Source organism: Paenarthrobacter sp. FR1, from assembly GCF_051106045.1.
GTDB lineage: Bacteria > Actinomycetota > Actinomycetes > Actinomycetales > Micrococcaceae > Arthrobacter > Arthrobacter nitroguajacolicus_A.
In genome coordinates this window covers 99,924-121,942 of sequence record NZ_JBPFSF010000005.1, presented here as the reverse complement: position 1 = coordinate 121,942, position 22,019 = coordinate 99,924, and the positions used below count along the sequence as shown (strand labels likewise).

General features: G+C 62.9%; 23 protein-coding genes and 1 pseudogene. 12 read left to right on the top strand and 12 right to left on the bottom strand.

From position 1 onward, the window contains the following. Positions 1–4: 4 nt before the first annotated feature. Positions 5–1,066 (bottom strand): glutathione S-transferase family protein, encoded by a 1,062-nt coding sequence (locus ACR30Z_RS11570; RefSeq protein ID WP_434372682.1) that lies wholly within the window; start codon positions 1,064–1,066, stop codon positions 5–7. Between the two features lie 85 nt (positions 1,067–1,151). Here ACR30Z_RS11570 and ACR30Z_RS11565 point away from each other — a divergent pair, with 85 nt between their 5' ends. Then, on the top strand, positions 1,152–1,961 hold the full coding sequence (locus ACR30Z_RS11565; protein ID WP_208759963.1) for an HAD family hydrolase: 810 nt from the start codon (positions 1,152–1,154) through the stop codon (positions 1,959–1,961). Between the two features lie 5 nt (positions 1,962–1,966). Here ACR30Z_RS11565 and ACR30Z_RS11560 read toward each other — a convergent pair whose 3' ends face one another. Continuing rightward, entirely contained in the window at positions 1,967–2,890 is a 924-nt protein-coding gene (locus tag ACR30Z_RS11560; RefSeq protein WP_434372681.1) for a methyltransferase family protein, read from the bottom strand. Further along, positions 2,887–3,753: an NAD-dependent epimerase/dehydratase family protein gene (locus tag ACR30Z_RS11555; RefSeq protein ID WP_434372680.1), complete on the bottom strand. Its 867-nt coding sequence runs from the start codon at positions 3,751–3,753 to the stop codon at positions 2,887–2,889. Before ACR30Z_RS11555 ends, ACR30Z_RS11560 begins: the two co-directional genes overlap by 4 nt. Positions 3,754–3,889: 136 nt before the next feature. Here ACR30Z_RS11555 and ACR30Z_RS11550 point away from each other — a divergent pair, with 136 nt between their 5' ends. Both ACR30Z_RS11550 and ACR30Z_RS11545 read left to right on the top strand, forming a co-directional pair. Beyond that, positions 3,890–4,138, top strand: a complete 249-nt coding sequence (locus ACR30Z_RS11550; protein ID WP_144649043.1) for a hypothetical protein — start codon at positions 3,890–3,892, stop codon at positions 4,136–4,138. Between the two features lie 38 nt (positions 4,139–4,176). After that, the gene (locus ACR30Z_RS11545; RefSeq protein ID WP_434372678.1) at positions 4,177–4,956 is read left to right on the top strand and encodes a glycerophosphodiester phosphodiesterase; all 780 of its coding nucleotides are present in this window, start codon (positions 4,177–4,179) and stop codon (positions 4,954–4,956) included. Positions 4,957–5,017: 61 nt separating this feature from the next. On the opposite strand, the gene ACR30Z_RS11540 is transcribed toward ACR30Z_RS11545, so the two are convergent. Then, positions 5,018–6,826: a glycoside hydrolase family 2 protein gene (locus ACR30Z_RS11540; RefSeq protein WP_434372917.1), complete on the bottom strand. Its 1,809-nt coding sequence runs from the start codon at positions 6,824–6,826 to the stop codon at positions 5,018–5,020. Between the two features lie 73 nt (positions 6,827–6,899). Here ACR30Z_RS11540 and ACR30Z_RS11535 point away from each other — a divergent pair, with 73 nt between their 5' ends. Genes ACR30Z_RS11535 through ACR30Z_RS11525 form a run of 3 tightly spaced genes read left to right on the top strand, consistent with a single transcriptional unit; the run spans position 6,900 to position 10,411 of the window. Further along, the gene (locus ACR30Z_RS11535; RefSeq protein ID WP_434372676.1) at positions 6,900–7,862 is read left to right on the top strand and encodes a D-2-hydroxyacid dehydrogenase family protein; all 963 of its coding nucleotides are present in this window, start codon (positions 6,900–6,902) and stop codon (positions 7,860–7,862) included. Positions 7,863–7,911: 49 nt separating this feature from the next. Then, the gene (locus ACR30Z_RS11530) at positions 7,912–9,054 is read left to right on the top strand and encodes a glycerate kinase (protein ID WP_434372675.1); all 1,143 of its coding nucleotides are present in this window, start codon (positions 7,912–7,914) and stop codon (positions 9,052–9,054) included. A 58-nt stretch (positions 9,055–9,112) separates the two neighbouring features. Further along, on the top strand, positions 9,113–10,411 hold the full coding sequence (locus ACR30Z_RS11525) for a GNAT family N-acetyltransferase (protein WP_434372915.1): 1,299 nt from the start codon (positions 9,113–9,115) through the stop codon (positions 10,409–10,411). Between the two features lie 25 nt (positions 10,412–10,436). Here the strand turns inward: ACR30Z_RS11525 and ACR30Z_RS11520 are convergent, their stop codons facing one another. Continuing rightward, positions 10,437–10,673, bottom strand: a complete 237-nt coding sequence (locus ACR30Z_RS11520) for a DUF2630 family protein (protein WP_434372674.1) — start codon at positions 10,671–10,673, stop codon at positions 10,437–10,439. Positions 10,674–10,765: 92 nt separating this feature from the next. Between ACR30Z_RS11520 and ACR30Z_RS11515 the strand changes: the two genes are divergently transcribed. Further along, positions 10,766–11,209 carry a YdeI/OmpD-associated family protein gene (locus ACR30Z_RS11515; RefSeq protein ID WP_434372673.1) on the top strand — a complete coding sequence of 148 codons (444 nt, stop codon included), beginning with the start codon at positions 10,766–10,768 and terminating at the stop codon, positions 11,207–11,209. A 102-nt stretch (positions 11,210–11,311) separates the two neighbouring features. Then, positions 11,312–11,761 carry a hypothetical protein gene (locus ACR30Z_RS11510; RefSeq protein ID WP_434372671.1) on the top strand — a complete coding sequence of 150 codons (450 nt, stop codon included), beginning with the start codon at positions 11,312–11,314 and terminating at the stop codon, positions 11,759–11,761. Here ACR30Z_RS11510 and ACR30Z_RS11505 read toward each other — a convergent pair. Then, positions 11,741–12,862, bottom strand: a complete 1,122-nt coding sequence (locus tag ACR30Z_RS11505) for a VanZ family protein (RefSeq protein ID WP_434372669.1) — start codon at positions 12,860–12,862, stop codon at positions 11,741–11,743. The genes ACR30Z_RS11510 and ACR30Z_RS11505 overlap by 21 nt on opposite strands. 343 nt (positions 12,863–13,205) lie before the next feature. Beyond that, a complete protein-coding gene (locus tag ACR30Z_RS11500) occupies positions 13,206–14,465 on the bottom strand; it encodes an MFS transporter (RefSeq protein ID WP_434372667.1) in 1,260 nt (419 codons plus the stop codon). Between the two features lie 56 nt (positions 14,466–14,521). On the opposite strand from ACR30Z_RS11500, the gene ACR30Z_RS11495 reads away from it, so the two are divergent. Next, positions 14,522–15,475: a DUF5937 family protein gene (locus ACR30Z_RS11495; protein WP_434372666.1), complete on the top strand. Its 954-nt coding sequence runs from the start codon at positions 14,522–14,524 to the stop codon at positions 15,473–15,475. A 32-nt stretch (positions 15,476–15,507) separates the two neighbouring features. Here ACR30Z_RS11495 and ACR30Z_RS11490 read toward each other — a convergent pair. The 5 genes and pseudogenes from ACR30Z_RS11490 to ACR30Z_RS11470 all read right to left on the bottom strand — a co-directional run. Then, positions 15,508–15,846 (bottom strand): annotated as a pseudogene (locus ACR30Z_RS11490) (dihydrofolate reductase family protein); the annotation flags it as partial. 12 nt (positions 15,847–15,858) lie between these two features. After that, complete coding sequence (locus tag ACR30Z_RS11485; protein ID WP_144649052.1) at positions 15,859–16,185, bottom strand: hypothetical protein; 327 nt, start codon at positions 16,183–16,185, stop codon at positions 15,859–15,861. A gap of 449 nt (positions 16,186–16,634) precedes the next feature. Next, on the bottom strand, positions 16,635–16,769 hold the full coding sequence (locus ACR30Z_RS11480; RefSeq protein WP_434372664.1) for a hypothetical protein: 135 nt from the start codon (positions 16,767–16,769) through the stop codon (positions 16,635–16,637). A gap of 279 nt (positions 16,770–17,048) precedes the next feature. Further along, positions 17,049–18,101: a LacI family DNA-binding transcriptional regulator gene (locus tag ACR30Z_RS11475; protein WP_337340165.1), complete on the bottom strand. Its 1,053-nt coding sequence runs from the start codon at positions 18,099–18,101 to the stop codon at positions 17,049–17,051. Positions 18,102–18,140: 39 nt separating this feature from the next. Then, the gene (locus ACR30Z_RS11470; protein ID WP_434372661.1) at positions 18,141–18,764 is read right to left on the bottom strand and encodes a DUF624 domain-containing protein; all 624 of its coding nucleotides are present in this window, start codon (positions 18,762–18,764) and stop codon (positions 18,141–18,143) included. 158 nt (positions 18,765–18,922) lie between these two features. On the opposite strand from ACR30Z_RS11470, the gene ACR30Z_RS11465 reads away from it, so the two are divergent. From ACR30Z_RS11465 to ACR30Z_RS11455, 3 genes are read left to right on the top strand one after another with little or no spacing between them, the layout of a single operon-like run. Further along, positions 18,923–20,200, top strand: coding sequence for an extracellular solute-binding protein (locus ACR30Z_RS11465; RefSeq protein WP_434372660.1), 1,278 nt, complete (start codon positions 18,923–18,925; stop codon positions 20,198–20,200). After that, positions 20,197–21,156 carry a carbohydrate ABC transporter permease gene (locus ACR30Z_RS11460; protein WP_434372658.1) on the top strand — a complete coding sequence of 320 codons (960 nt, stop codon included), beginning with the start codon at positions 20,197–20,199 and terminating at the stop codon, positions 21,154–21,156. The genes ACR30Z_RS11465 and ACR30Z_RS11460 overlap by 4 nt, the downstream gene beginning before the upstream one ends. After that, positions 21,149–22,018 carry a carbohydrate ABC transporter permease gene (locus ACR30Z_RS11455; protein ID WP_434372657.1) on the top strand — a complete coding sequence of 290 codons (870 nt, stop codon included), beginning with the start codon at positions 21,149–21,151 and terminating at the stop codon, positions 22,016–22,018. The genes ACR30Z_RS11460 and ACR30Z_RS11455 overlap by 8 nt, the downstream gene beginning before the upstream one ends. Position 22,019 lies beyond the last annotated feature (1 nt).

Genomic DNA, 22,019 nt, shown 5'->3' with positions numbered 1-22,019 from the left:
GCGCTTAGGCGGCCCCGTGCCCGGCGGTCACTTCTTCGCCGGCCTTGACCGGGCCCGGGGGAGTGCCCTTCCCGAACGGGCTGCCTCCCAGCGACTCCCGACCGTGAGCCGTGAGCCATCCGGATAGCTCGGGGCCTGCCGGAACGATCTTCGTGGGATTAATGTCCTCGTGCACGATGTAGTAATGCTGTTTGATTTGCACGAAGTCGATGGTGTCCCCGAACCCCGGCGTCTGGAACAGGTCCCGTGCATAGGCCCACAACGCCGGCATTTCGCTGAGCTTGTTCCGGTTGCATTTGAAGTGTCCGTGATACACGGCGTCGAAGCGCGCCAACGTGGTGAAGAGCCGGACGTCAGCCTCGGTGATGGAGTCACCTACCAGGTATCGCTGGCCGGTGAGCCGTTCCTCCAACCAGTCCATGGCGTTCCACAACCGGGCGTAGGCGGCATCGTAGGCTTCTTGTGACCCGGCGAAGCCGCATCGGTAGACGCCGTTGTTGACCTCGGTAAAGACGCGTTTGTTGACCTGGTCGATTTCCTCACGGAGGTGCTCCGGGTACAGCTGGGGTGCGCCGGTGCGGTGGAACTCCGTCCACTCCGTGGAGAAGTCCAGCGTGATCTGCGGGTAGTTGTTGGTCACTACCTCGCCGCTGGGGATATCGACAATGGCCGGGACAGTGATTCCGCGGGGGTAATCCGGGAAACGGCGGAAGAACGCCTCCTGTAGCCGCTCGATGCCCAGCACGGGATCCTTGCCGCCGGGATCAAGGTCGAAAGTCCAAGAGCGGGCATCGTGGGTGGGGCCAGGTTGGCCAAGGCTGATGACATCCTCGAGTCCCAGAAGCCGGCGCACAATCACTGTCCGATTGGCCCACGGGCACGCCCGCGCCGCAATCAGCCGGTACCGCCCGGGCTCTACGGGCCAACCCGGCTCGCCGTTTGGTCCCGGAGTACCGTCGCGGGTGATGCGGTCCTCGATGTAGTTGGTGTCGCGGGTGAACTCACCGCCGGTGACGTACGCTCCGCGGGTGCTGTGTTCTTCGACTGCGCTGGTCTTCTCACTCATTGACCCAGCCTATGCTCCCGATTTTGGAAATGTGGAGGCTTTCCGGTGCGCAGCCGCCTGTTTCGCTCCAACGTAGACTGGCATGATGCGGCTCGTAGCAAGCGATATTGACGGCACTATCCTCGGTCACGACGGAAAAATCAGTGATCGGACCATCAAGGCATTCCAGGCATGCCGCGACGCAGGCGTGGAACTCGTCTTCGTCACCGGCCGTCCGCCACGCTGGTTGTACCCACTCCAGGAACAGCTCGGGCACAGCGGAATCGTGATCTGTTCCAACGGCGCCGTGGTGTGGGACTTGGAAACGGAGAAGGCACTTTCCTCGTGCGTCCTGGATGCGGAGTCTGTTTTTGAGGCCCGCCGTATCATCAAATCCCTCCGGCCGGATGCCCTGTTCGCCGTCGAGACGTTGACGGGCTTCCAGCTGGAACCGGGCTTCATCGAAAACGAAACCAGCGAGCTGCTCGCGGAGTTCACCCCCAAACCGCTGATCGAGACGCTCACAGCGGATGACGCCGTCGTGAAGTTCCTGGCAATTACCCGCAAAGGTACGCCGGACGAGTTCCTGGCCGAGGTACAGCCGGCTGTTGCCCACCTCGTGTCAACCACGCACTCCGCCCCGCGGACGGCGATGCTGGAGATGTCCGTTCCGGGCATCAACAAAGCCGTCACCCTCGCCAAGTACGCAGAGTCCCTGGGGATCGAAGCCGCCGATGTTGTGGCGTTCGGGGACATGCCCAATGATATTGAAATGCTCCGTTGGGCTGGCCACGGCTACGCCATGGCCAGCGGACACCCGGAGGCCATCCTCGCCGCCGGCCAGCAGGCACCGCACTTCGACGACGACGGCGTGGCCCAGATTCTCGAGGCAAAGCTGACGGAGCAGCGGGTCTAGCGTCGTCAGACGCGGGGAATCCAGCAGCGCACCGTATCGCGGTATTGCTGGAACTCGGTTCCAAACCGTTTTTCCAAGTCTGCTTCTTCCAGTGGCCGGACGGCATAATTCCACAGCAGCGAACCGATCATCGCGTACGCGACCACGAGCCATGACCCCAGGATGAGGCCCACTCCTACGCCTTGGGTGATGCCGGCGACAGCCATCGGATTGCGAACCCAGCGATACGGGCCGGCGACAACCAACCGGTTGGGCATGGCGGATGGCAGGGGCGTTCCACTGCCCCGGGACGCCATGGTCACCGCCGAAGCGACCCCAAGAACGCTGGCCAGCACCAAAAGCGTGGCGCCCGCCGTGGCAGCGAACGGCGGAACAGGCAGGGACACCAGCCATCGAATTTCCAGCCACGATATGAGCAGTGGGACAGCGACGAGGAAGAAGCCCCAGAACAGGATCATCTGCCCGATGGTCGCGCTCACGTGTGTAGTTGCCGGACGGTTCGCGGCAGCGGAGCGGAATGCGAAGGGCCCACGGATGATCCATTCCGTGGGAGCCCGACCCAGCAGGACGAAGCAGAGCGCAAGGCCTGAGCAAGCGGCGGCGGCAATCATCATCAGGACGCCCAAGCCCGCTTCGGTAGTGATCGTGGCGTAGAGGGCCAGCGCGGCGGCTACCAAGGCCGTCCATCCTGAAGCCACCACAGCAGCGGCCTTCACACCAAGGGCCGCCATGGCCGAACCCAGCACGAACAGCGGAACGTCGAGGGCGGCCACAGCGATGGGGTCGAGGCTTCCGAGGGTGGCTGTGCGGACCGCGGGCGATAAGAAGACGGCAATCCACCAAGCCAGCCCGGAGATCGCCTGTGTTGCGAAGTAGGCCCGTCCCCAACGGTGCAACTGCGTTCCCGCAGGTGGGGCCGCAGGTGTCACGGGTGCCGCACGCCCTGGCCGGACAGCAGGGCGCGATACCCCTCTTTGTAGGTGGGAAAAGTGAGTTCAAAGCCCGTCGCCCTCAAGCGGGAATTCGAGCAGCGTTTGTCACCGGGGCCAGCGTCGGACGCGCCGCCAGGTGCCGCCGTCGTGGGTTCCGGGCATCCCATCTCAGAGGCGAGGAACCGCATGACTTCGCCCATTTCGGCAGCGTGATCGTCAACGCCCACATACACCGGATCCGGGACCTGATCCATGGTGGTGAGGTGGACGATCATGGCCGCAGCATCGTCCCTGTGGACACGGTTCGTGTGCCGGGGCTGGGCCGGAATGACGGCTTGGCCCGTTCTGACTTGGTCGATCAGGCGGGTGCGTCCGGGTCCGTAGATCCCGCCGAGCCGGAGGGAGATTGGCTGCGTACCCGTCCCGCGAGTCCGGGCGAACAGCAGCTGCTCGGCCTCCACCAACACCTTGCCGCTGAACCGAGTGGGCTCCGTTGGCGTCGACTCGTCCACAACGGCCCCACCGGAGTCCTTGTACACGGCCGTGGACGAAACGAAGAGGACCCGACGCGGCTCTATGGACTGCCGCTCCAGCGCCTCCAGCACGTTCTTCACGCCGTTCAGGTACGCCGCGCGATAGGCCTCTTCAGTGGAGGCATCGGCAGCGACGGCCACCACCACAATGTCCACATCCGCGGGCAACTCCGGGAGCTCAACAGCGAGGTCCGCGTAGACGCCACGGATTTCCGGAGGCAGCTTTTCGGGGGAACGGCGCAAGCCCACAACCTGGTGGCCTGCCGCAGCGAAGCGAAGCCCGGCTTCCGTTCCAAGGTCGCCGCATCCGGCAATCAACACAGTCATGTCCCTAGTCTGGCAGTTCCAGACTGTCACCGACTTCCCAGACTCCATACAACCGGCGTTCACATTGCAACCGTAGGCTTCCAGCCAAGGGACCCGTTCGCATCGTGTCTTACAAGTCGGATTTGCAGGGGTAATCATGGCCAAGCGCAGGATCAACGATTTCAACACCGCTCCTTTGCGGCGCATCGAACCGGATCACCACTGGCGTTCGCTGCGCCAAGGCGACAGGGTCAGCGTCACGCTCACGCCGGGGTACGAATCGGCTGGCGTAGTTGACGCCGTCACCGGCGATGCCACCGCCGTTTGGGTGGAGCTCGACGGCGGTCGCGGCCGGACGCTGGTTCATGTCAGCGACGGCGTGGCGATAGTCCCGCACGAGGCCTGACGCCCTTCATTGGGGTGCTGGTCCGCTACGCTACGGGTGTGACGCTGCCCTATTTCCTCCGCAAGGACGGTTCAGTGGGTCCTTTGGCCTTCGCGCACCGTGGTTTCTCTTTGGATGGCCTGGAGAATTCCATGGGTGCCTTCAGGGCTGCGGCGGAACTCGGGACCGTGCACCTTGAAACGGACGTCCACACCACGTCGGACGGCGTGCTGCTGGTCTTCCACGACTCCTCCTTGGACCGCGTGACGGATTCTGTGGGCAAGATCGCGGAGTTGACAGCCGCCGAGGTGGCCACGGCCCGCATCGGCGGGGTGGAACCTGTTCCGACCTTCGATGAGCTGGTTTCAGCGCTGCCGGACGCCCGGCTGAACCTGGATATCAAGGACTGGAATTCGGTGGGCCCGATGGCCGAGGCCATTGAGCGGCACGGGATCCATGATCGCGTCCTGGTCACCAGCTTCTCGGACAGGCGCCGCCGGGCAGTCCTGTCCAAGCTGTCTCGTCGCGTGGCTTCCTCAGCCGGCAGTTCGCTCACTGCGTTCTTTGTTCTTCTTGGTCCCCTGCTTCCGGTTCCATGGGCGCGAAGGCTGCTTGCCGGCGTCGACGTTTTCCAAGTTCCCGTGCGCTACGGCAGGTTCCGTGTGGTGACCCCGGGATTCATCCGCCGTGCCCATCGCCTGAACAGGCAGGTGCATGTATGGACCATCAACGATCCTGCCGAAATGGAGCGTCTGCTGGATCTGGGCGTGGACGGAATCGTGTCCGACCGCCTGGACCTCCTCAAGGAGGTCCTGATCCGTCGAGGCCAGTGGGTCTAGGTAGTCCGCTGAGCTCCCGCGACATGGCATTTGATGATAGTTCCAAGCACTCACATTGGCATTAAGTGTCATCCCGGCGGAGCTGGCTGGCCCGGATCCTCTCGAGGTCGAACTTGGGGCTGCGATCGAACGTGAAGATGCCGTTCTTCTCCTGGAAGACATCCGTCAGCTGCGTGTAGCAGTACCCAAACATGTCCGGATTATCCAGCAGGACCGAGCACAGTCCTTCGAAGCGGGCATAGAACTCCTCTTCGCTGCTGACGCGCTGGCCGTATCCCCATGAACTTTCGACGTCGGTGCCTGCCGCCTCTGCTGCCTGGCGGGCTTCAGTCTCGTTCCACCAAATGCCGCCGAATTCGGAGACGAAGTACGGCTGGCCACCGTAGGGCACTGAGTACTCCTCGCCGTCGTCCTTGCGGTTGATGTACGGCTTTCCCTCGGCCAGTCCCTGCTGCTCGATGCGGAAACGCTCGGGGTCCTGCTCGTAGGAGTGGGAGTCGTAGATGTCGGTCTCACGAATCCTATGGGCATAACCGGAAGCGTCTATGACTGGCCGGGTGGGGTCAGCGAGCTTGGTGGCGAGGAACATCGCCTGGGTGACGTCGTCCAGTACGGTGATGTGGTCGTGCAGGACCTGGTGGGTTTCGTTGAGGGGACACCAGCCGATGATGGAGGGGTGGTTGACGTCGCGCTGCAGTACCTCCAACCATTGGGCCACGAAACTCGCCGTGGGTTTCTGGTTGTGGCCTATGGTGCCGCCACCGGAGACTCCCCAGTCGCCGAACTCGCCCCACACCAGGTACCCGAGCCGGTCCGCGTGATAAAGAAAGCGCTCCTCGAAGACCTTTTGGTGCAGGCGGGCGCCGTTGAACCCGGCAGCCATGGAGAGCTCAATGTCCTTGATCAACGCGGCCTCATCGGGCGAGGTCATCAAGGACTCCGGCCAGTAGCCCTGGTCCAGGACCAGCCGCTGGAACACGGCCTTGCCGTTGATGCGGACCACCTTGCCGTCCAAGGCCACTGATCGCACGGCTGCGTAACTGCTGACGCGGTCCACAACGTGGCCGGAGCCGTCACGCACAGTGACTTCGAGGTCATAGAGGAAGGGATCCTCAATGGACCAGGGGCGGAGAGTCTCGGCCGGGATGTTGAGCTGGAGTAATGGGGTGAGGTCCAGATCGGCACGCGCCGACGCTTGGATCCTCTCAGCGTCCCCGGTGAGGACCGCAGAAACCGTGTGCCCGGTCCGGTTCCGGCTGATAGGCACTTCCAGTGTGATGCTGGAGGCTGCCAGATTGGGGGTCATGCGGAGGCGCTTGATGTAGACCTCGGGTACGGCCTCCATCCACACCGTCTGCCAGATCCCAGTGGTGCGTGTGTACTGGCAATGAGTGTTGTTGTACCAGGTTGCCTGCTTGCCGCGGGCCTGCATCTCATGCCGCGAGTCCCGCGCCCGGACCACGATCACAGCGTCCGCTCCAGGTTCCACCACTCCGCCCAAATCCGCGGTAAACGGCGTGAACCCGCCTCGATGCCGCGCAACCTCAACACCGTTCACCCACACGGTGGCGTCGTGGTCCACTGCGCCGAAGTGAAGCAGCAGGTTGTGTCCGGCCCACTCCTGGGGGATGGTTACGGTCCGGCGATACCAGACGGCTTCCATGAAGTCGACGTGCTCAATCCCGGAAAGCGCCGATTCAGGCGCGAACGGGACCAGTATCTCGCTGTTGAGTTCGCGGGCGGGGAGCCCGCGCTCCCAACCGGAGTCGCCGGCGTCGATCTCAAAACCCCAGGTGCCGTTGAGGTTCATCCACTTGTCGCGGACCAGCTGAGGGCGGGGGTGCTCGGGCTTGGGCATGGTGGAGGTCACATTTTGGCTCACACTCAAAAACCTAACGTGAGATGGTGTTCAGTACCACCAGTCGCCGCGGGAGGAGATTGACGTGACCCAGTTCCGTCTAGCCATTCTTGATGATTACCAGCAGGTCGCCGGGGACTACGCCCCGTGGGATTCACTGCTCGACGACGGCGTGAAGGTCAGCGTCTTCAGCGCACCTTTCGTTTCGGAAGAGCAAGCTGTGGCGGCTTTGGCGCCGTTCGACATCATTGTGGCCATGCGCGAACGCACGCGATTCCCACAGCGTGTCCTCGATTCGCTGCCGAACCTGAAACTCCTGGTCACCACGGGCATGGCCAACGCCGCGATCGACCTCGAAGCGGCCACAGAACGCGGCATCGTGGTGTGCGGGACAGGTGGCTCGCCGGCTGCGGCACCCGAACTGACGTGGGCGCTGCTGCTTGCCTTCGCTAGGAACCTGGTGGCGGAAGAGAACTCACTGCGGGCAGGCGAGTGGCAGACCGGCGTCGGGTTCGAATTCGAAGGCAAGACGCTGGGAATCGTTGGGCTGGGCAAGATCGGCAAGCGGATTGCGGGCTACGCCAAGGCGTTCGGGATGGACGTCCTCGCGTGGAGCCAGAACCTGACTGCCGAGGATGCTGAGGCCGCTGGCGCCCGCAAGGTGAGCAAGGAGGAGTTGTTCCGTGAGTCCGATGTGGTGACGCTGCACCTGAGGTTGTCCGAACGGACGGAGGGCATTGTTGGCGCGGAGGAGCTGCGGCTCCTGGGCCCGGACGGAGTCCTGGTCAACACGGCGCGGGGGCCATTGGTGGATGAAGCGGCGTTGATCCGGGCATTGGAGGAGGGGTGGATCCGGGGTGCTGCCCTGGATGTCTTTGATGAGGAGCCCCTGCCCGCCGGGCACGCGATGCTGCATTCTCCGCGCACTGTCCTCTCGCCGCACATCGGGTACGTGACGCATGAGAGTTACCGGCAGTTCTACGGTGGGGCGTTCGAGGACGTGAAAGCGTGGCTTGAGGGCACGCCCGTGAGGGTTATCAGCGGCTAGGTTACAGCGTGGGCAAGCGCTTTCCGAGCAAAGCTGGCAAGATGGGTCCATGCGTATCCTCATCGCCCCGGACAAGTTCAAGGGATCACTGACCGCCGCCGAAGCCGCGTCAGCCATGGCCGAAGGCGCCCTCCGTGTTTACCCGGATGCCGTGACCACCCAGTTCCCCATTGCCGACGGCGGCGAAGGAACACTGGACGCTGCCGTTGCTGCTGGCTACGAAGAGCGGAACAACGCCGTTGTGGGTCCGATCCTCAAGCCTGTCGGCGCGTCCTGGGCCGTCCGTAAGGATTCTTTCGGTGGCGCGACTGCCGTGATCGAGACCGCTCAGGCATCAGGCCTGGCCCACATGGAGCCCACTCCCGAGAACTCACTTCGCGCCCACAGCTACGGCTGCGGCCAGTTGATCGCCGCCGCCCTGGATGCCGGTGCAACCGAGATTGTGCTTGGTTTGGGCGGCTCGGCCATGTCCGACGGCGGCAGCGGAGCGCTGCGTGCGTTGGGGCTCAAACCCGTTGATGCCGCCGGGAACGTGGTTCCCCTCGGCGGAGGTTCCCTGGCCGACGTCGTTGCCTTGAACGTTTCCGAGCTGGATCCGCGGCTGTCGGCCGTAAAGTTCCGCATCGCCGTCGACGTCCAAAACCCGCTGTACGGCCAGGAAGGTGCCGCCCACGTTTTCGGCCCGCAGAAGGGCGCGGATGAGGACGCCGTCGAAAAGCTCGACGCCGGTCTCCGCAACTGGGCGTCGCTCCTTCGGGAGGCCACCGGCCGCGACGTGAACCTTCCGGGAGCTGGAGCGGCGGGCGGGTTCCCGGCGTCGTTCCTGGCTTTCACTGACGCTGCGCTGGAAGGCGGCTTCGCGCTGGTGGCCGGACTCACGGGCCTCGCTTCACACTTGAGCGAGGCCGACCTGGTAATCACCGGCGAGGGCTCCATGGACGAGCAGTCGCTCACGGGCAAGGCGCCGATCGCACTCGCCGATGCCGCGAGCGTGCACGGCATTCCCGTCATCGCGGTCGCTGGCCGCATTACCGTAACGCCCGAGGACCTGGCGAAGCACGGCATTGTGGCCGCCGCCCAGCTGCTGGACGTAGCGCAGCGCAAGGACGGCGTTCCGGACGTGGCCGACGCCGTTGCCAACGCTGGCAAATACCTCGCATGGGCAACGAGCCAGGTGCTTGAAGGGGCGTAGCCCGGCTTGGCCATAGCGCGAGCTGCGGCTATTGGCTAGGCTCGAGAGCGTGTCAAAGATGAGTGGGGACTACCAAATCCGTCGGTTCGAGCCGGCCGCCAAGAATGAACCTGATTACGATGCCGCCGTAGCGTGGTCGCGTGCGGTGGCCTTCGGGTTCCACGAGGAGAGCAAGAGCGAGACAAGGATCGATCGAGGCTTGGCCATGAGCCGGGCCGACCACACTGTGTTTACCGGGGTCTATCAGACCAGCGAACCGGCGGCGTACTCCCTTGGCGCTGAGGTGCCGGTTGCTACCTTCGCGACGTGGCGCAAGACGCTCAACGTCGGTTTTGGAAAGCTCGTGGATGCTCACCTGATCTCAGCCGTGACAGTCCGCACCTCGCACCGCCGCCGAGGCCTGCTGCGGCAGATGATGAGCGAAGACCTGGCTTTGGCCAAGGACGATGGCGTCGCGATTGCAGCGCTGACGGCCTCTGAAGCGTCCATCTATGGGCGCTTCGGGTTCGGCGTCGCGACCTCCGAGCAGTCCATCACGGTGGATACGAGCGCCCGCTTCAAGCTCAACCATGCTTCGGAAGGAACCGTGGAAGTGGCCGACCCGAAGATCCTGCTGGACTTGGCGCCACAGATCTTCGAGCAGCAACACCGGCATTCGCCCGGATCAATCGACCGGCAGGAGTCTTACCGCCAATATGTCTCCGGATCTGTTGGCGGCGATGGGGCCGATGGTGACGGGGGACCGGATGCCAAGATCAAGGCGGCCCTGCATTATGCGTCCAACGGTGATGTTGACGGTTACGTGTCCTACAAATTCGGTGGGTGGGAAACGGAGCCTGCCACCATGGAGATCGTGGACTTGGTGGCAGCCAACTCCGCCGCCTACTTGGAACTGTGGCAGTACTTGGGCGCCATTGATCTTGTGGAACGCGTGAAGTGGAGCGGAGTCTCCGTGGACAACCCCCTGACCTGGGCCCTTGAGGACCCGCGTTGCGTCAAAGGGTCCGACCCGCGGGACATGCTCTGGCTGCGAATCCTGGATGTTCAGAAGGCCCTGGAAGAGCGTCAATTCCCCGCCGATGGTACTCTGGTCCTAAAGGTCCGCGATGCACTCGGACTGACGCCCGGGACGTTCTCGCTCGATGTCCGCGAGGGCCACGCAACCGTGACTGCTACCGATGCTGCCCCTGATCTGGAGTTGGACATCTCCGTGTTGTCATCCATTTACTTGGGCGCAGTCCATCCGGCATCCTTGGTGGCGGCTGGGCGGATACAAGAGAACCAGCAGGGTGCGGCGTTCCTGGCAGCGCAGATGTTCGCGGTGGAGCGGCCAGCATTTTGCCCGACGCACTTCTGATGGGAGGGCAGGCACTGCGGCGTCACTACTGCCGGTAGCCCTCCACTTCGCTGACGGGTCGCGGTTCGGCCTCGTCCGGGTTCTCGCCGGCGTCCTTCTTTGCACGGCGTTGGCGCAGCAAGTCCCAGCACTGGTCCAACTGGGCTTCGAGCTGGGCAAGGCGGGCGCGGTTGTCGTCGTCCTCGGCGCCGGCGGCGTCGCGGAGTCGGTGCTCTTCCTCGACCAGTGACTGGATTCGCTCCAAGAGATCCTGGTTGTCCATGGCTGTACTCCTCTGTGTGGTTTGCGAGGTTATCTAGAACGTAGTCCTGCCGATGGGGTGCGTCTACTGGTGGCCACCGGCATACTGGCCACATGAAATTCACAACCACCATCGTGGGCGATGGCAACAAAGCGGGCATCGAAGTTCCGGACGAGATCGTTGGCGGGCTGGGTGCCGGCAAACGGCCACCGGTCGTCGTGACCATCAACGGGCAGAGCTACCGCAGTAGCATCGCCGTGATGGGCGGAAAGTACATGGTGGGCGTCAGCTCGGCCAATCGTGAGCTCACGGGTGCTTCGGCGGGGGACACTGTTGAAGTTGGCTTGGAAGTGGACACCCAGCCCCGCGTCATCGAGGTGCCCGAGGACCTGGCCGCTGCCCTCGACGCCGAGCCCGAGGCGAAGGCCTTTTACGGAACCCTGAATTACAGCTCGCAGCGGCGTTACGTAGAGCCGATCGGGGACGCCAAGACGGAAGAGACCCGTGCACGGCGGATTGCGAAAGTGGTCTCGGACCTGAAGGCGGGAAAGAAGTAGCGCCGCACTAGTCCGGCCTATCCATCAGCAGGCTTCGGCACGCCAGCTGCAGTGCCAGCCGGGCTTCGGGCGTTAGGCTGGGGTTTTCAAACCGAGGGACTGATGGTGGTTTACGACCGGGAGCGTGAGCGTCGCGACGATGCAGTGTATGCCGAGCATAAAGCTGCCGTCGCCAGAGGTGAGGAACGCGTCCTCCGCAGGACCAGCACCGGCGAACTCCACAGTTATCCCGGAGATGAGATCGGGTTCACACCAGGCCGCGGCCAGGCGCAGGTGAGTTCCTGGTGGGGGATGGCGATTCTGTCGGCATTCGGGTGCCTTGGATTCGTTGCCTCGGTGGCGATGTTCCTTTCCCCGCTTCTTCACGGAGCAGGCCCTTCTTGGGGGGCTCTCTGGGTTGTGGGACTCGCGGGATTCATTGCTTGGTATGGGTTCAACTTGTCCAAGGACGAGTACAAAGCCATGCGGATTCGCAAGCAACGCGGTGCTCCCAAGCCTGGCAGTGGTTACGTTGATGTGGATCTGCTGGAGCTAGGCAGGCCCCGCTCCTGACCCAGCCACCCGCCGTCGTACGTTTTCGCGGGAGTCAACCATCTGCGCCCCTGTCATCACGCCCGAAAGTCCTCGCGACTTGGTGAGGGGCACCGCCACGAACGCTGCCAGGAGCAGCAGGCCGGTGAGCGCGCCGAACGCCGTGGTAGGCAGCAATGCGCCGAGGAACGACAACACCACATAGAGCCCGCCGGTGGCGCTCGCGCGGCGCAATGCCCGACGGCGGGTGGTTGGCCAGTGGGGTTGCAGCCATACGGCGCGCTGGCCGAGGGATGCACCGGAACCCACGAGCGCCGGAAGGTAGAACACCAGGAAGCCGGGCACGAGGTGCATGAGGACGAGGGAGGTGGCGTCGTCCGCATCGGGGAGGTCCGCGCCCAGCGCGAGCAGCCCAACCCGGTAGGTGACGACGAAGGCGAAGCCGAGGAACGCCAGCGCCACATAGTCGATGATCATCCCCAGCCAGCGCCGCCAAACGGTAACAGGGCGGCTCTGGTCGCGGGCTGCACGGAGCTCGCGTCGTTGGGGCATGAACCAGAGGACAAGGGGTGCGATGAGCGCGCCGACCAAGGCGCCCAAGGTGTTGGTGATGAGGTCGTCGATGTCGGCCAGGCGGTAAGCGCAGCCGTACAAGCCCCACAATCCGGTGAACTGTGTGGCTTCGATAAGCCCGGGGGCCAGGGCGCCGGTCAGCGTTGAAACCGCGATGTTCCACGAAAGGTAGCGCCGCGCGATGATGCCCCACGGAATGAACAGCACCACGTTGAACACAACCTGGAGCGTGGCGCGGCTGGTCAGCGTTCCGGTGATCCCAAGGCCCGACGTTTCACGTTGAATGTCGTCCAGGAATTGGAACGGGATGGCTTGGAACGTGCTTCCGTGTGGCCCGCATTTCAACAGATTGGGGTCCGGCAGCGGGAGCAACGTGTAAGCCACCAGGGCTACGCCGTAGACGCTCAGCCCCGCGGCGCCCAGAAATCGACGCCACGTGAATCTGCCGTACATCCTGTACTGAACGGCCACGATCGGCACCATGAACACGCCAAAGAGGACCACCCCTCCCAGCACACCCACGTAAGCCGGCCACACCCATTCCCCCATGATTCCCCTTCACTCGTTCCCTCCATGGTTTCAGGATGGGAGGTTCAATTCCTCCGTCCGCGTGGTGATGTTGCTCGCGGCTGCCTCGTGCCAAGGGTGGAGCCCCGCGTAACGAATCAGGGCTGACTCGCACATAGAACCAAGGAGAGAAACGTGGCTTAGGGGGACAGCCAATGACACAGCAGGACTGCCGGAACGATCATTGCCTGGAGGGGTGGATTTGGAAGCAAGTGGGCGAGTTCCCTGATGGGCCGTGCCCGGAATGCTCGGACGAGGAACCCCCTCCGGAACCAAGCGCGCAGCCCGCTCTTGGCCGGCGTCGGCGGGCCCTGCGTCAACCCCGTTAGGCCGGTACCGCCGTCGTCGTGGCTTTCCGCGCTATCAGCGCGACGCCCGCCGCCGAGGCAACAAAGACCGCTCCCAGGATGGCCCAACCCAGCGTGCCATGTTCGACGACGGTAGCGGTCACCACGAGCGGTGCGAGCATGGCCCCCAGGGCGGATCCCATGCCGAACATCCCTTGGTAAGCGCCGGCTTGGAGTGGGTTGGCGAGTTCGAAGCTCAGCCCCCACGCTCCCGCTTGCGAAAGGATTTCCGCCAACGAGTGCAGGAGTGCGGCGCTGCACAGGAGAATGATGGCCGCGACGGCCGGCATGCCGCCCGCCATAGCGTAGAGTGCGCAGGCGATGGCCATCAGCAGGCCACCGACCAGCACGATCTTTCCTGCACGGCGGGGCTGTTCGGTTCCGCGGGAGAGCGGCACTTGCAGCAGGACGACACACGCAGTGTTGATCACAAGGACAACGGAAATCAGAACATCCGGTGCGCCGGTGTCCTGTGATATCCACAGCGGAACGCCCATTTCGGCGAGCCCGAACTGCATGCCAAAAATACCTGAGAGCACGGTCAGCAGTATGTACCGGCGGTCCCGGAAGGGGGAGATTCCCCGCTTCGGAGCAGGGTTGGACGGATCGTGGCGCGGTGCGTCAACGCGGCCGGGCAGGCGGCGGAGGTGCAGCGCGCTGAGGACATAGACGACGCCGGCACTGATCATCATCACGCGGAACGCGTCGGCCGTCCCGGCCAGCAACGCCAATCCGGCGATCATGCCACCCGTCGCGATGCCCAGGTTTGTGATGGTGCGGAGGACAGCGCGGGCGTTGACGCGGTTGGGGCCCTCGAATGCCCGGGCGATGATCGCTGAGCGCGTGGCATTGGCGCCCCGGTCCACGCCTACAGTGATGCAGGCAATCACGACGGCGGTGCTGAAGTTCCCGGCGAACGTATAGCTTGCGATCGCGAGACCCTGGATGGCGACCATCCCCACCAGGAGCCGACGAGCGGAGAAACGGTCAGCCAGTCGACCGCCGACATACGACATCGCAACGCCGACCCCGCTGGAAACCGAGAGGATGACGGCGATCTCCATGGCGCTCAACCCGACGAAGCGGGTGAAGTACAGGACAGTAAGGGTGAGGAAGATGCCGCGCCCCACTGTAGACACGAGAATGGCGGAAGCGAGGATCTTGAGGGTGGGATCGGAGAGCGCTGCGCGGAGGGTGCGCTGCGGAGCGGGGACGGTTTCGGCGGGGGATTTAGTCACGTACACAGTTCTGCCAGTCGCTCAGGGCAAGCGGTATTGATGTAGCGTTGTGCTTCATGTTGAAGTACGTGTTGTCTGACACCGATCTGGGCGGCGTCCGCTTCGGCATCTCGCCTCTGTGCGAACTCGGGCTTTCACTGAGGGCTGTTCGCGATCCCAGCCAGTATCCGCTTCAGTTGCCTTGGCTGCGTCGGTCGGAGGGGGCCCGTTCGCGCCTGGATCTGGACGGTTTGCTGGCCTTGGTGGATGACCGGCTGTGGACGCCCGACTTCCTGAACCCCCGGCCAGCGTCCCCTCTCACCCGGATCGATGACGAATTCGCGGCACTGGAGCGAATCTCAGCCGAGCAGTTTCATGGCGACCTGATCAGGGTGCATGGTGCAGTTCCCGCGGTCTTCGCCGGACCGGCGCGACCAGCCGTTCGGCGAATGGTCCGTATCCTCCAGGAATTTTGGGACACCTGCTTCGCGCCGCATTGGCTGCGTATGCGCACCATCCTGGAGGCGGACATCGTCTACCGCGGCCGTCAGATCGCGCAGGGCGGGCTGTTCACGATGCTCAACGATTTGTCCGGTGCCGTGGAATTCGATGGCCGCATCATTTCCGTAAGGCTGAAGAATCCGGCGTCGCGGACCGAGAAGACCGACGGCTTGGGACTGACGCTTGTGCCCACCATGTTCACCCGCAGGGCCTCTGCCCCGGTGAACCATGGCGACCCGCCGATGCTGATGTACCCGGCCCGAGGGCAAGGGGCCATGTGGGAGGCCGAGCAGGTTCGGAACCCCGCCGCTGTTGTAGCGGTGCTCGGCGAGGTCCGGACCAGCTTGCTGACTGCGCTTGCTGCTCCTGCCTCCTCCACCGAGCTTGGAGTGCGCTTTGGTGTCACCACGTCCGCAGTCAATCAACACCTCAGGGTGCTCAGGGACGCTGGACTGGTGACATCCACACGCTACGGCCGCAGCGTGCTCTACTTCAGAAGCGAGTTGGGCGCGGCGTTGCTGTTGGGGTGACCGTCTTGGTGAGCCGGCGGTATGAGACGAGTCCCGCCGTCGCGGCTCTTTAGGTCGGTGACGAACTGCTCCACGTCGCCCTCGATCAGTTGCGAGTTCTCCCATTCCAAGGGCTCGGACAGAGTGCGGGATGCGACGAACTTCTCCACCGGATTGATGAAAGCCGCGAAGTCCTCGTCCCGGGAAGCGTTCGGCCAGTAGCCGGCCCACTCCTGGTAACTGACGCGACCCAGGACCACGGTGTCAACCGTGTTGATCATCTTGGTCAGTCCCTTGCCAAGCTCGTCGTCGAAGCTGTCGAACTGGAACTTGAACGGGTCCTGAACCACGCCGTCTACTGAGTGGAACAGGCCGGCGGTGACTTTGCGCAAGGGGTCCTCCTGCTAGGCGGCGCGGCTGGTTGTCTGAAGTTCGCGTGACGGCAGGGCGGTCACATTGCCGGGTGCGGCAGGAAGGCGGACGGGCAACTCGTGGAGCTCGGCGAATACTTGGAGCTGCTGCAAAGCGTCCGCATCAACCATCGCTTCCGTCAGGTCCATCTCGACGCCCAGGCCGCCGCCCAAGCTCCTGGTGCGTTGCACTACCGGGTACAGGCCCTGAAGGCTCAGGGTGGTGACGCGACCGGTCGCGGCGATCTGGATCTGTTCGCCGTCCACGTCGACACGAACAACTACGGAGAGCTTGTCGCTGGACAATGAGTTGCCTTTCATCAGGTTGCTGCCACGCTGCAGCGCCCCCCAGCGTAGACGTCGAGTGTGACGTGCGCAACATTGCGACGGTGGGAATGCTGCGAACGGCCCCAAATCCGCAATGGGCGGTGTCCCGCCAGGAGCGTCCCAGTTCCAAAGGAAGTAGAACACGCAGATCGGTGGAACATTTCAATTGGCCCATGCACTGCCCGAGCAGCCAGTGTGGTTCTCTGTGGTGATGAGAACCTTCCGAAAAGCGACAACCGCGCCTTTAATGTCGACGGAATCGGACCAACATACTTTCAGTAGGCCGAACGAGCCGAAGGTCGGCTGGATGGTGGGGGGGCCGTCGGGTTGTTATCGGTTACGCCGTACTTACGCCGGTTTTAGTCGTGCTGCTTTCCGGGGGCGGAGGCGGTCCGCTGGGGTTCCTTCTTGCTTTGGGTTTCGTCCCCGCGGTGACAATGGTGCTAACGTCCTTGGCCGGGCTGCCCTTGCGCCGCATCCCCAGGATCCGGCACTGGTGGATCCGTCATGGCGAGATCGCCGTGGTCGGTGTAGTCCTCAGCCTCGGACTGACCGCCTACGGCTATGCCACCGGGCACAATGTAACCGTTACGGATCCGGAACTTTCCGTTCCTATAACTCTGTACCAACCTGAGTGGGTTTACTCCCTGCCCGGCTGGCTCATGCTCTCATTTTTCGCAACGCACATGTGGATCCCTCCGAGGTGGAAAAAGCAAACAGTGACGCCATAATCCGCAGCTCCGCCCTCTTCTCGGGCCATCCCAGTTCAAAGGAAGTGGGACGGCTAACTTCACTGAACACTGTCAAGGGTGACACTCGTGGAAGTCGGTTCCGAGCTGCCGCCCGTAGGCTATCGTTCAGACTTTGTCGGGGGCGGAGCCTGTTTTTGTGCGGCTGGCGGCCTTGGCGGTGGATTCCCGTTGGAGCAGGACCGGGCCGGTTATGGAGTCGGGCACTTTCTCTTCGCCGGCGAGGCGCTGCTTGAGGAGGTTGAAGGCCCTGATGCCCAGATCTTTGAAGTCTGGCGCCACGGTGCTGAGGGCCGGCCAGGTGAATTCGCTGAAGGGCTGGTTGTCCCAGCCGATGATCGAGACGTCTTCAGGAACCCGTATGCCGTTTTCGTGAAGGGCTCGCAATGCAGCGACAGCGAGCCCATCATTTGAGCAAAACACGGCTGTGATTTCGGCGTTGGCGGCTATCCGGAGCCCTTGCTCATAGCCGGAACGTGCGGTGCGTGATGCTTCAAGAACGGCAGGAGGGGTGATTCCTGCGTCGGTGAGCGCGTCGTGCCAGCCTTGGTATCTTCCCGAGAATTGGGTGAGCGGGAAGAGTCCGAGGTGGTGAACGGTTTTGTGGCCGAGCTTGAGCAGGTGCTCTGTAGCTTCCCGCCCTGCCGCGTATTCATCGATGAATGCGTAGGGGTAGCCCGGTTGGCCGGTTGGGAAACCTGACGCTGCCACGGTTGGAATGCTGGCGGGAAGGTGTTTAAGTACCTCAGCTGCCGACGGATCAAAGTCCAGAACGATGATGCCGGCCAGTTGTTGCTGCAGGGCAACTTCGAGAGCGGCTTTGACGTCTGCTTCTTCCCGTGACCGCACCGCTGAGATAACTACCGTGTAGCCGGCTGCTTGGGCGACTTCTTCTATGCCTGCCAGCGTGTTCGCGTACCCGTATGCCGAGGTGCTGGCGGCAAAAATCGCGATCATGGTCCGTTCGCCACTCCGCAGGGCGCGGGCAACGGAGCTTGGACGGTAGTTCAGTTCCTTGACTGCCGCCTCAACCCGGGCGCGCAGTCCCTCACTGACGGGAATGTTTCCGGTAAGGACGCGCGAGACCGTTGGTACGGACACACCTGCCAGGCGGGCAACGTCGGCAATGACTGGTTGGCGAGTGTCTTTGGTGATTCTCATAGTCGATCCTCGAAATTTCCGTGTGCGTCTTCAGCGAGGTTATCCCGAAACACGACTTTCAGTGTTTGGTGCCTTTCGAACCATGAGCCAGGCGAGCATGGCGGGGACCAACCCGCTGCCCAAGGGGATCAACGTCGGAACGCGCAGCATCAGGAGCAGCCAGGTGGCCAAGGCAATCACGCACCCAGCGAGGGGCAGCGGCTTGGAAAGAATGATTCTGAGCGTCAAGTCGGTCAACCCCTGTCTGGTCGTCCCGTCTTCAGCCTTCATTGCCGCCACAAGCAAGGCAATATAACCTGCGGCGAGGATGCCGCAGAGCGGGATGATCACGCAGAGGGCCACGGCGCCCAAAGCACCCGGGGTTGAGAGCCAGAACAGAATGGAAAACGCCGCGGCCGCGACGACAAAGGGCGCTGGCCAGCTGATTTTTCCCACCCGGTTCCATGCCCAGGAAAACTCCCTCATGAAAGCCCGGGCAACGCCTGGCCTGTCTTCGAGCACCGTCTTCTGCAAGGCGCGCTGCAGGGCAATCGCAGCCGGAACGACCGTGATCAGGGGCAGGCTCGTGACGAGGAAAAGCAGTTGAAGGATCAGCATATCCCCCACGACATCGAGCGCTGCCAGGAGGGCGGTCCCTCGGGGCCGGCGTTTCTGCTGTTTCATGCATCCATCCGTTCATTGCAGCGACATTGCTGATTGCGGAGCCCCGCTGGTCCCTCATTCTATGGAACCGAGTCCTGTGACTTGCATCTCTGATATCGATATCATACAGTGGTTTCACACGCTATCCAATGCCGGATGGCTAAATCAGGAGGATTGATATGGCACGTCGACGTGCAGGATTTCTCGCGCTGGCAGTGGCCGGCACTCTGGCACTAGGGGCCTGCGGCTCAGGTGGTACTTCCACCGCCCCGGCATCAAACCCGGCCGAGGTCACTGGCACGTTGCGGGTCCTCGTCCCGAGCTACCCTGCCAGCAACGAAGGCAAAGCCGCACTGGAAAAGGTGGTTGCCTCCTTCAACGCCAAGTACCCGAAAGTCACGATCGAACCGGACTTCGCTACCTTCGATACGTTGAACCAGAAGATTTCGACGTCCATCGCAGGCGGCCAGGGCTATGACGTACTGGTGACCGGTATCGGCTGGGTACCGCCCTTCGCGGCGAAGAACGTCTTTGAAGATCTGTCGACCTTCGGGGCGACGGCTGATTCGCTGGGAAGTTCCTCGAACCCGGCCCTCGTCCCCGCATCTGAGTTCAAGGGCAAGGTTTACGCTGTTCCGTTGATCGCAGGCCCTAAGCCACTTGCATTGCGTAAGTCGCTTTTCGAGAAGGCTGGTCTGGATCCGTCCAAGCCGCCGACAACAATGGCTGAGATCAAGACCGCTGCCGAGAAGCTGACGGTCAAGGACGGGGCCGGGAACATCACCCAAGCCGGCTTCGACTTCTGGGCCGCTCCCGGCGGATACCGACAGGACTTCGTGGCCCTGCTGGGATCCCTTGGAAAACCGCTCTACAACGGTGATGGCGATGCGCAGTTCGCCGGCTCCGAAGGCGTCCAGACGCTTGAGTGGATGAAGAGCATGGTGAACAACGTCCAGAAGTATGGCGCCCAGAACGCGGCCAAGTCCCCGCTGGTCAACACTGGTGAGGCGGCTATGGGGTTCACCGGCGGTTACATCGACTGCTCCGACAAGGGCGTTGGCAAGGCTGTCTGTGACGATCTTGTCTACTTCAACCTCAAGGACAAAGAAGGCTCGATGTTCACCGGCGGACAGCTCGCCTCTGTCGGCAGGACCAGCAAGCTCAAGGCCGCGGCATGGGACTTCATCCAAGAGCTGAGCAAGCCGGAAGCAGAAGCCGACATCGCTGCCCTGAACTTCGCAGTCCCGGCAGCCAAGGACGCCTCGAACTCCGAGGTCGTGAAGTCGAACCCGGCCAGCACATTCGTGGCCGCCAATCTGGGTGATGCCAAGTTCGAAGGCGGAGCGGCAAACTGGCTGGAACTGCGCGGAACATTTGGCACCAGCCTCGATGACGCCCTGCTCGGAAAGAAGTCAGCACAGGACACGCTGACCGCACTGGAGCAGCAGTCCAAGTGAGCACGCTCCAAGAAAAGACGCCTCGGGTGCGCGCGGTACGTGGGGACAAAGCCCACACCGCGCGCCCCAGAGGGCGGAACGGTTCGCGCCTGACCCGTCAGCAGTCCCGGGCAGGTTGGTTGCTGCTGACGCCCGCATTGCTGCACTCTTCGTTCTTCCTCGCAGTTCCGGCACTGGCCGCCGTCTTCCTGAGCTTCACCAACTACGATTTCTCGGGTGCCTGGCAATTCATAGGTGCCGAGAACTACGTGGAGCTCTTCCAGGACGCCCGCTTCCAAGCTGCGCTGAGAAACACCATCCTTTACACGATCGTGGTCGTTCCCCTCGCCATGATCCTAGCTTTACTCATCGCCCTTGGCCTGAACCAGAAAATCCGTGGACTGGGCTTCTTCCGGACGGTCTACTACCTGCCGGTCGTTACCGCCACCGTCGCTGTCGCGTCCGTGTGGTTGTGGATCTACCACCCAGGCGCCGGCCTGGCCAACGCCGTCGGCAGTCTTTTCGGGATGGCACGATCGGAGTGGCTGAATGACCCCGGAACCGCGTTGCCGGCCCTGATGGCCGTCGGTATTTGGCAGGGCCTTGGCGCCAAGATGATTGTGTATTTGGCCGCACTGCAGGGTGTCTCCAAGGAACTGCTGGAAGCGGCAAACCTTGACGGCGCCAACCGGTGGCAGGTATTCCGCAACGTGATCTGGCCAGCTCTCGGCCCGGCCCACTACTTCGTGCTGATCACAGCGATCGTCCAGACCTTCCAGGTCTTCGATCTCGTCTTTGTCATGACCAAGGGCGGCCCCGTCAATTCCACCACGGTACTAACCTTCGATATTTACAACAACGCCTTTGAAGGTCTCCGGCTGGGCTACGCGTCCGCTGAAACCGTCATCATGCTCATACTCGTAGCGGCCTTCATCTACCTGGGCGGTCGTTCGCAAAGGAAGAACCAGGATGCGTAAGAAGAACCTCACGCCCGGCCGAGTGGTCCTGTACGCGGTGTTGCTGCTCGGCAGCGTACTGATGGTCGGCCCGTTCATCTGGATGGTCCTCACCGCGCTGAAGTCCACCGGCGAAGTCAGCACGTTCTCATGGCTCCCCACCGAGTTCCACTGGAACAACTTCATTGAAGCGATGAACGCCGCTCCCTTCCTTCGCTATTTCTGGAACAGCCTGATCCTGACCGTCGGCGAAACGGCCCTGACCCTGGTGTTCTGCACCATGGCCGGGTACGCGCTGGCGAAAGCACCGATCCGGGGCGCGAAGGGCATCATGAACTACTTCATCGCCCTGATGATGGTTCCATTCCAGATCATCCTGGTACCGCTGTTCCTTCTGGTGAAGTCCATCCCCCTGTTCGGCGGAAACGACATCTTCGGCCAGGGCGGTACCGGCTGGTTGAACACGTGGTGGGCGCTGATCATCCCGTTGGCCATCGCACCGCTGTACACGTTCTTGGCTCGCCAGTTCTACGTCACGCTTCCCTCGGAACTTGCCGACGCGGCACGGGTCGATGGGCTCGGCGAGTTCGGGATCTTCTTCCGGATCATGACCCCGCTGATCAAACCGGCGCTGGTCACCATCGGGGTGTTCCAGATCGAAGCGGCCTGGAACAGCTTCCTGTGGCCCTTGATCGTGACGAACTCGGACGAGCTCAGGCCTTTGCAGGTCGGGCTGGCCATCTTCTCCCAAGACCCGTTGAACGTCCAGTGGCCGTATCTGATGGCTGGCGCTACCCTGGCGACCCTGCCCATGATCATTCTGTTCATCTTTGCCCAGCGTCGCTTCGTTGAAGGTATGGCAAGTGCCGGCCTCAAGGGCTGAG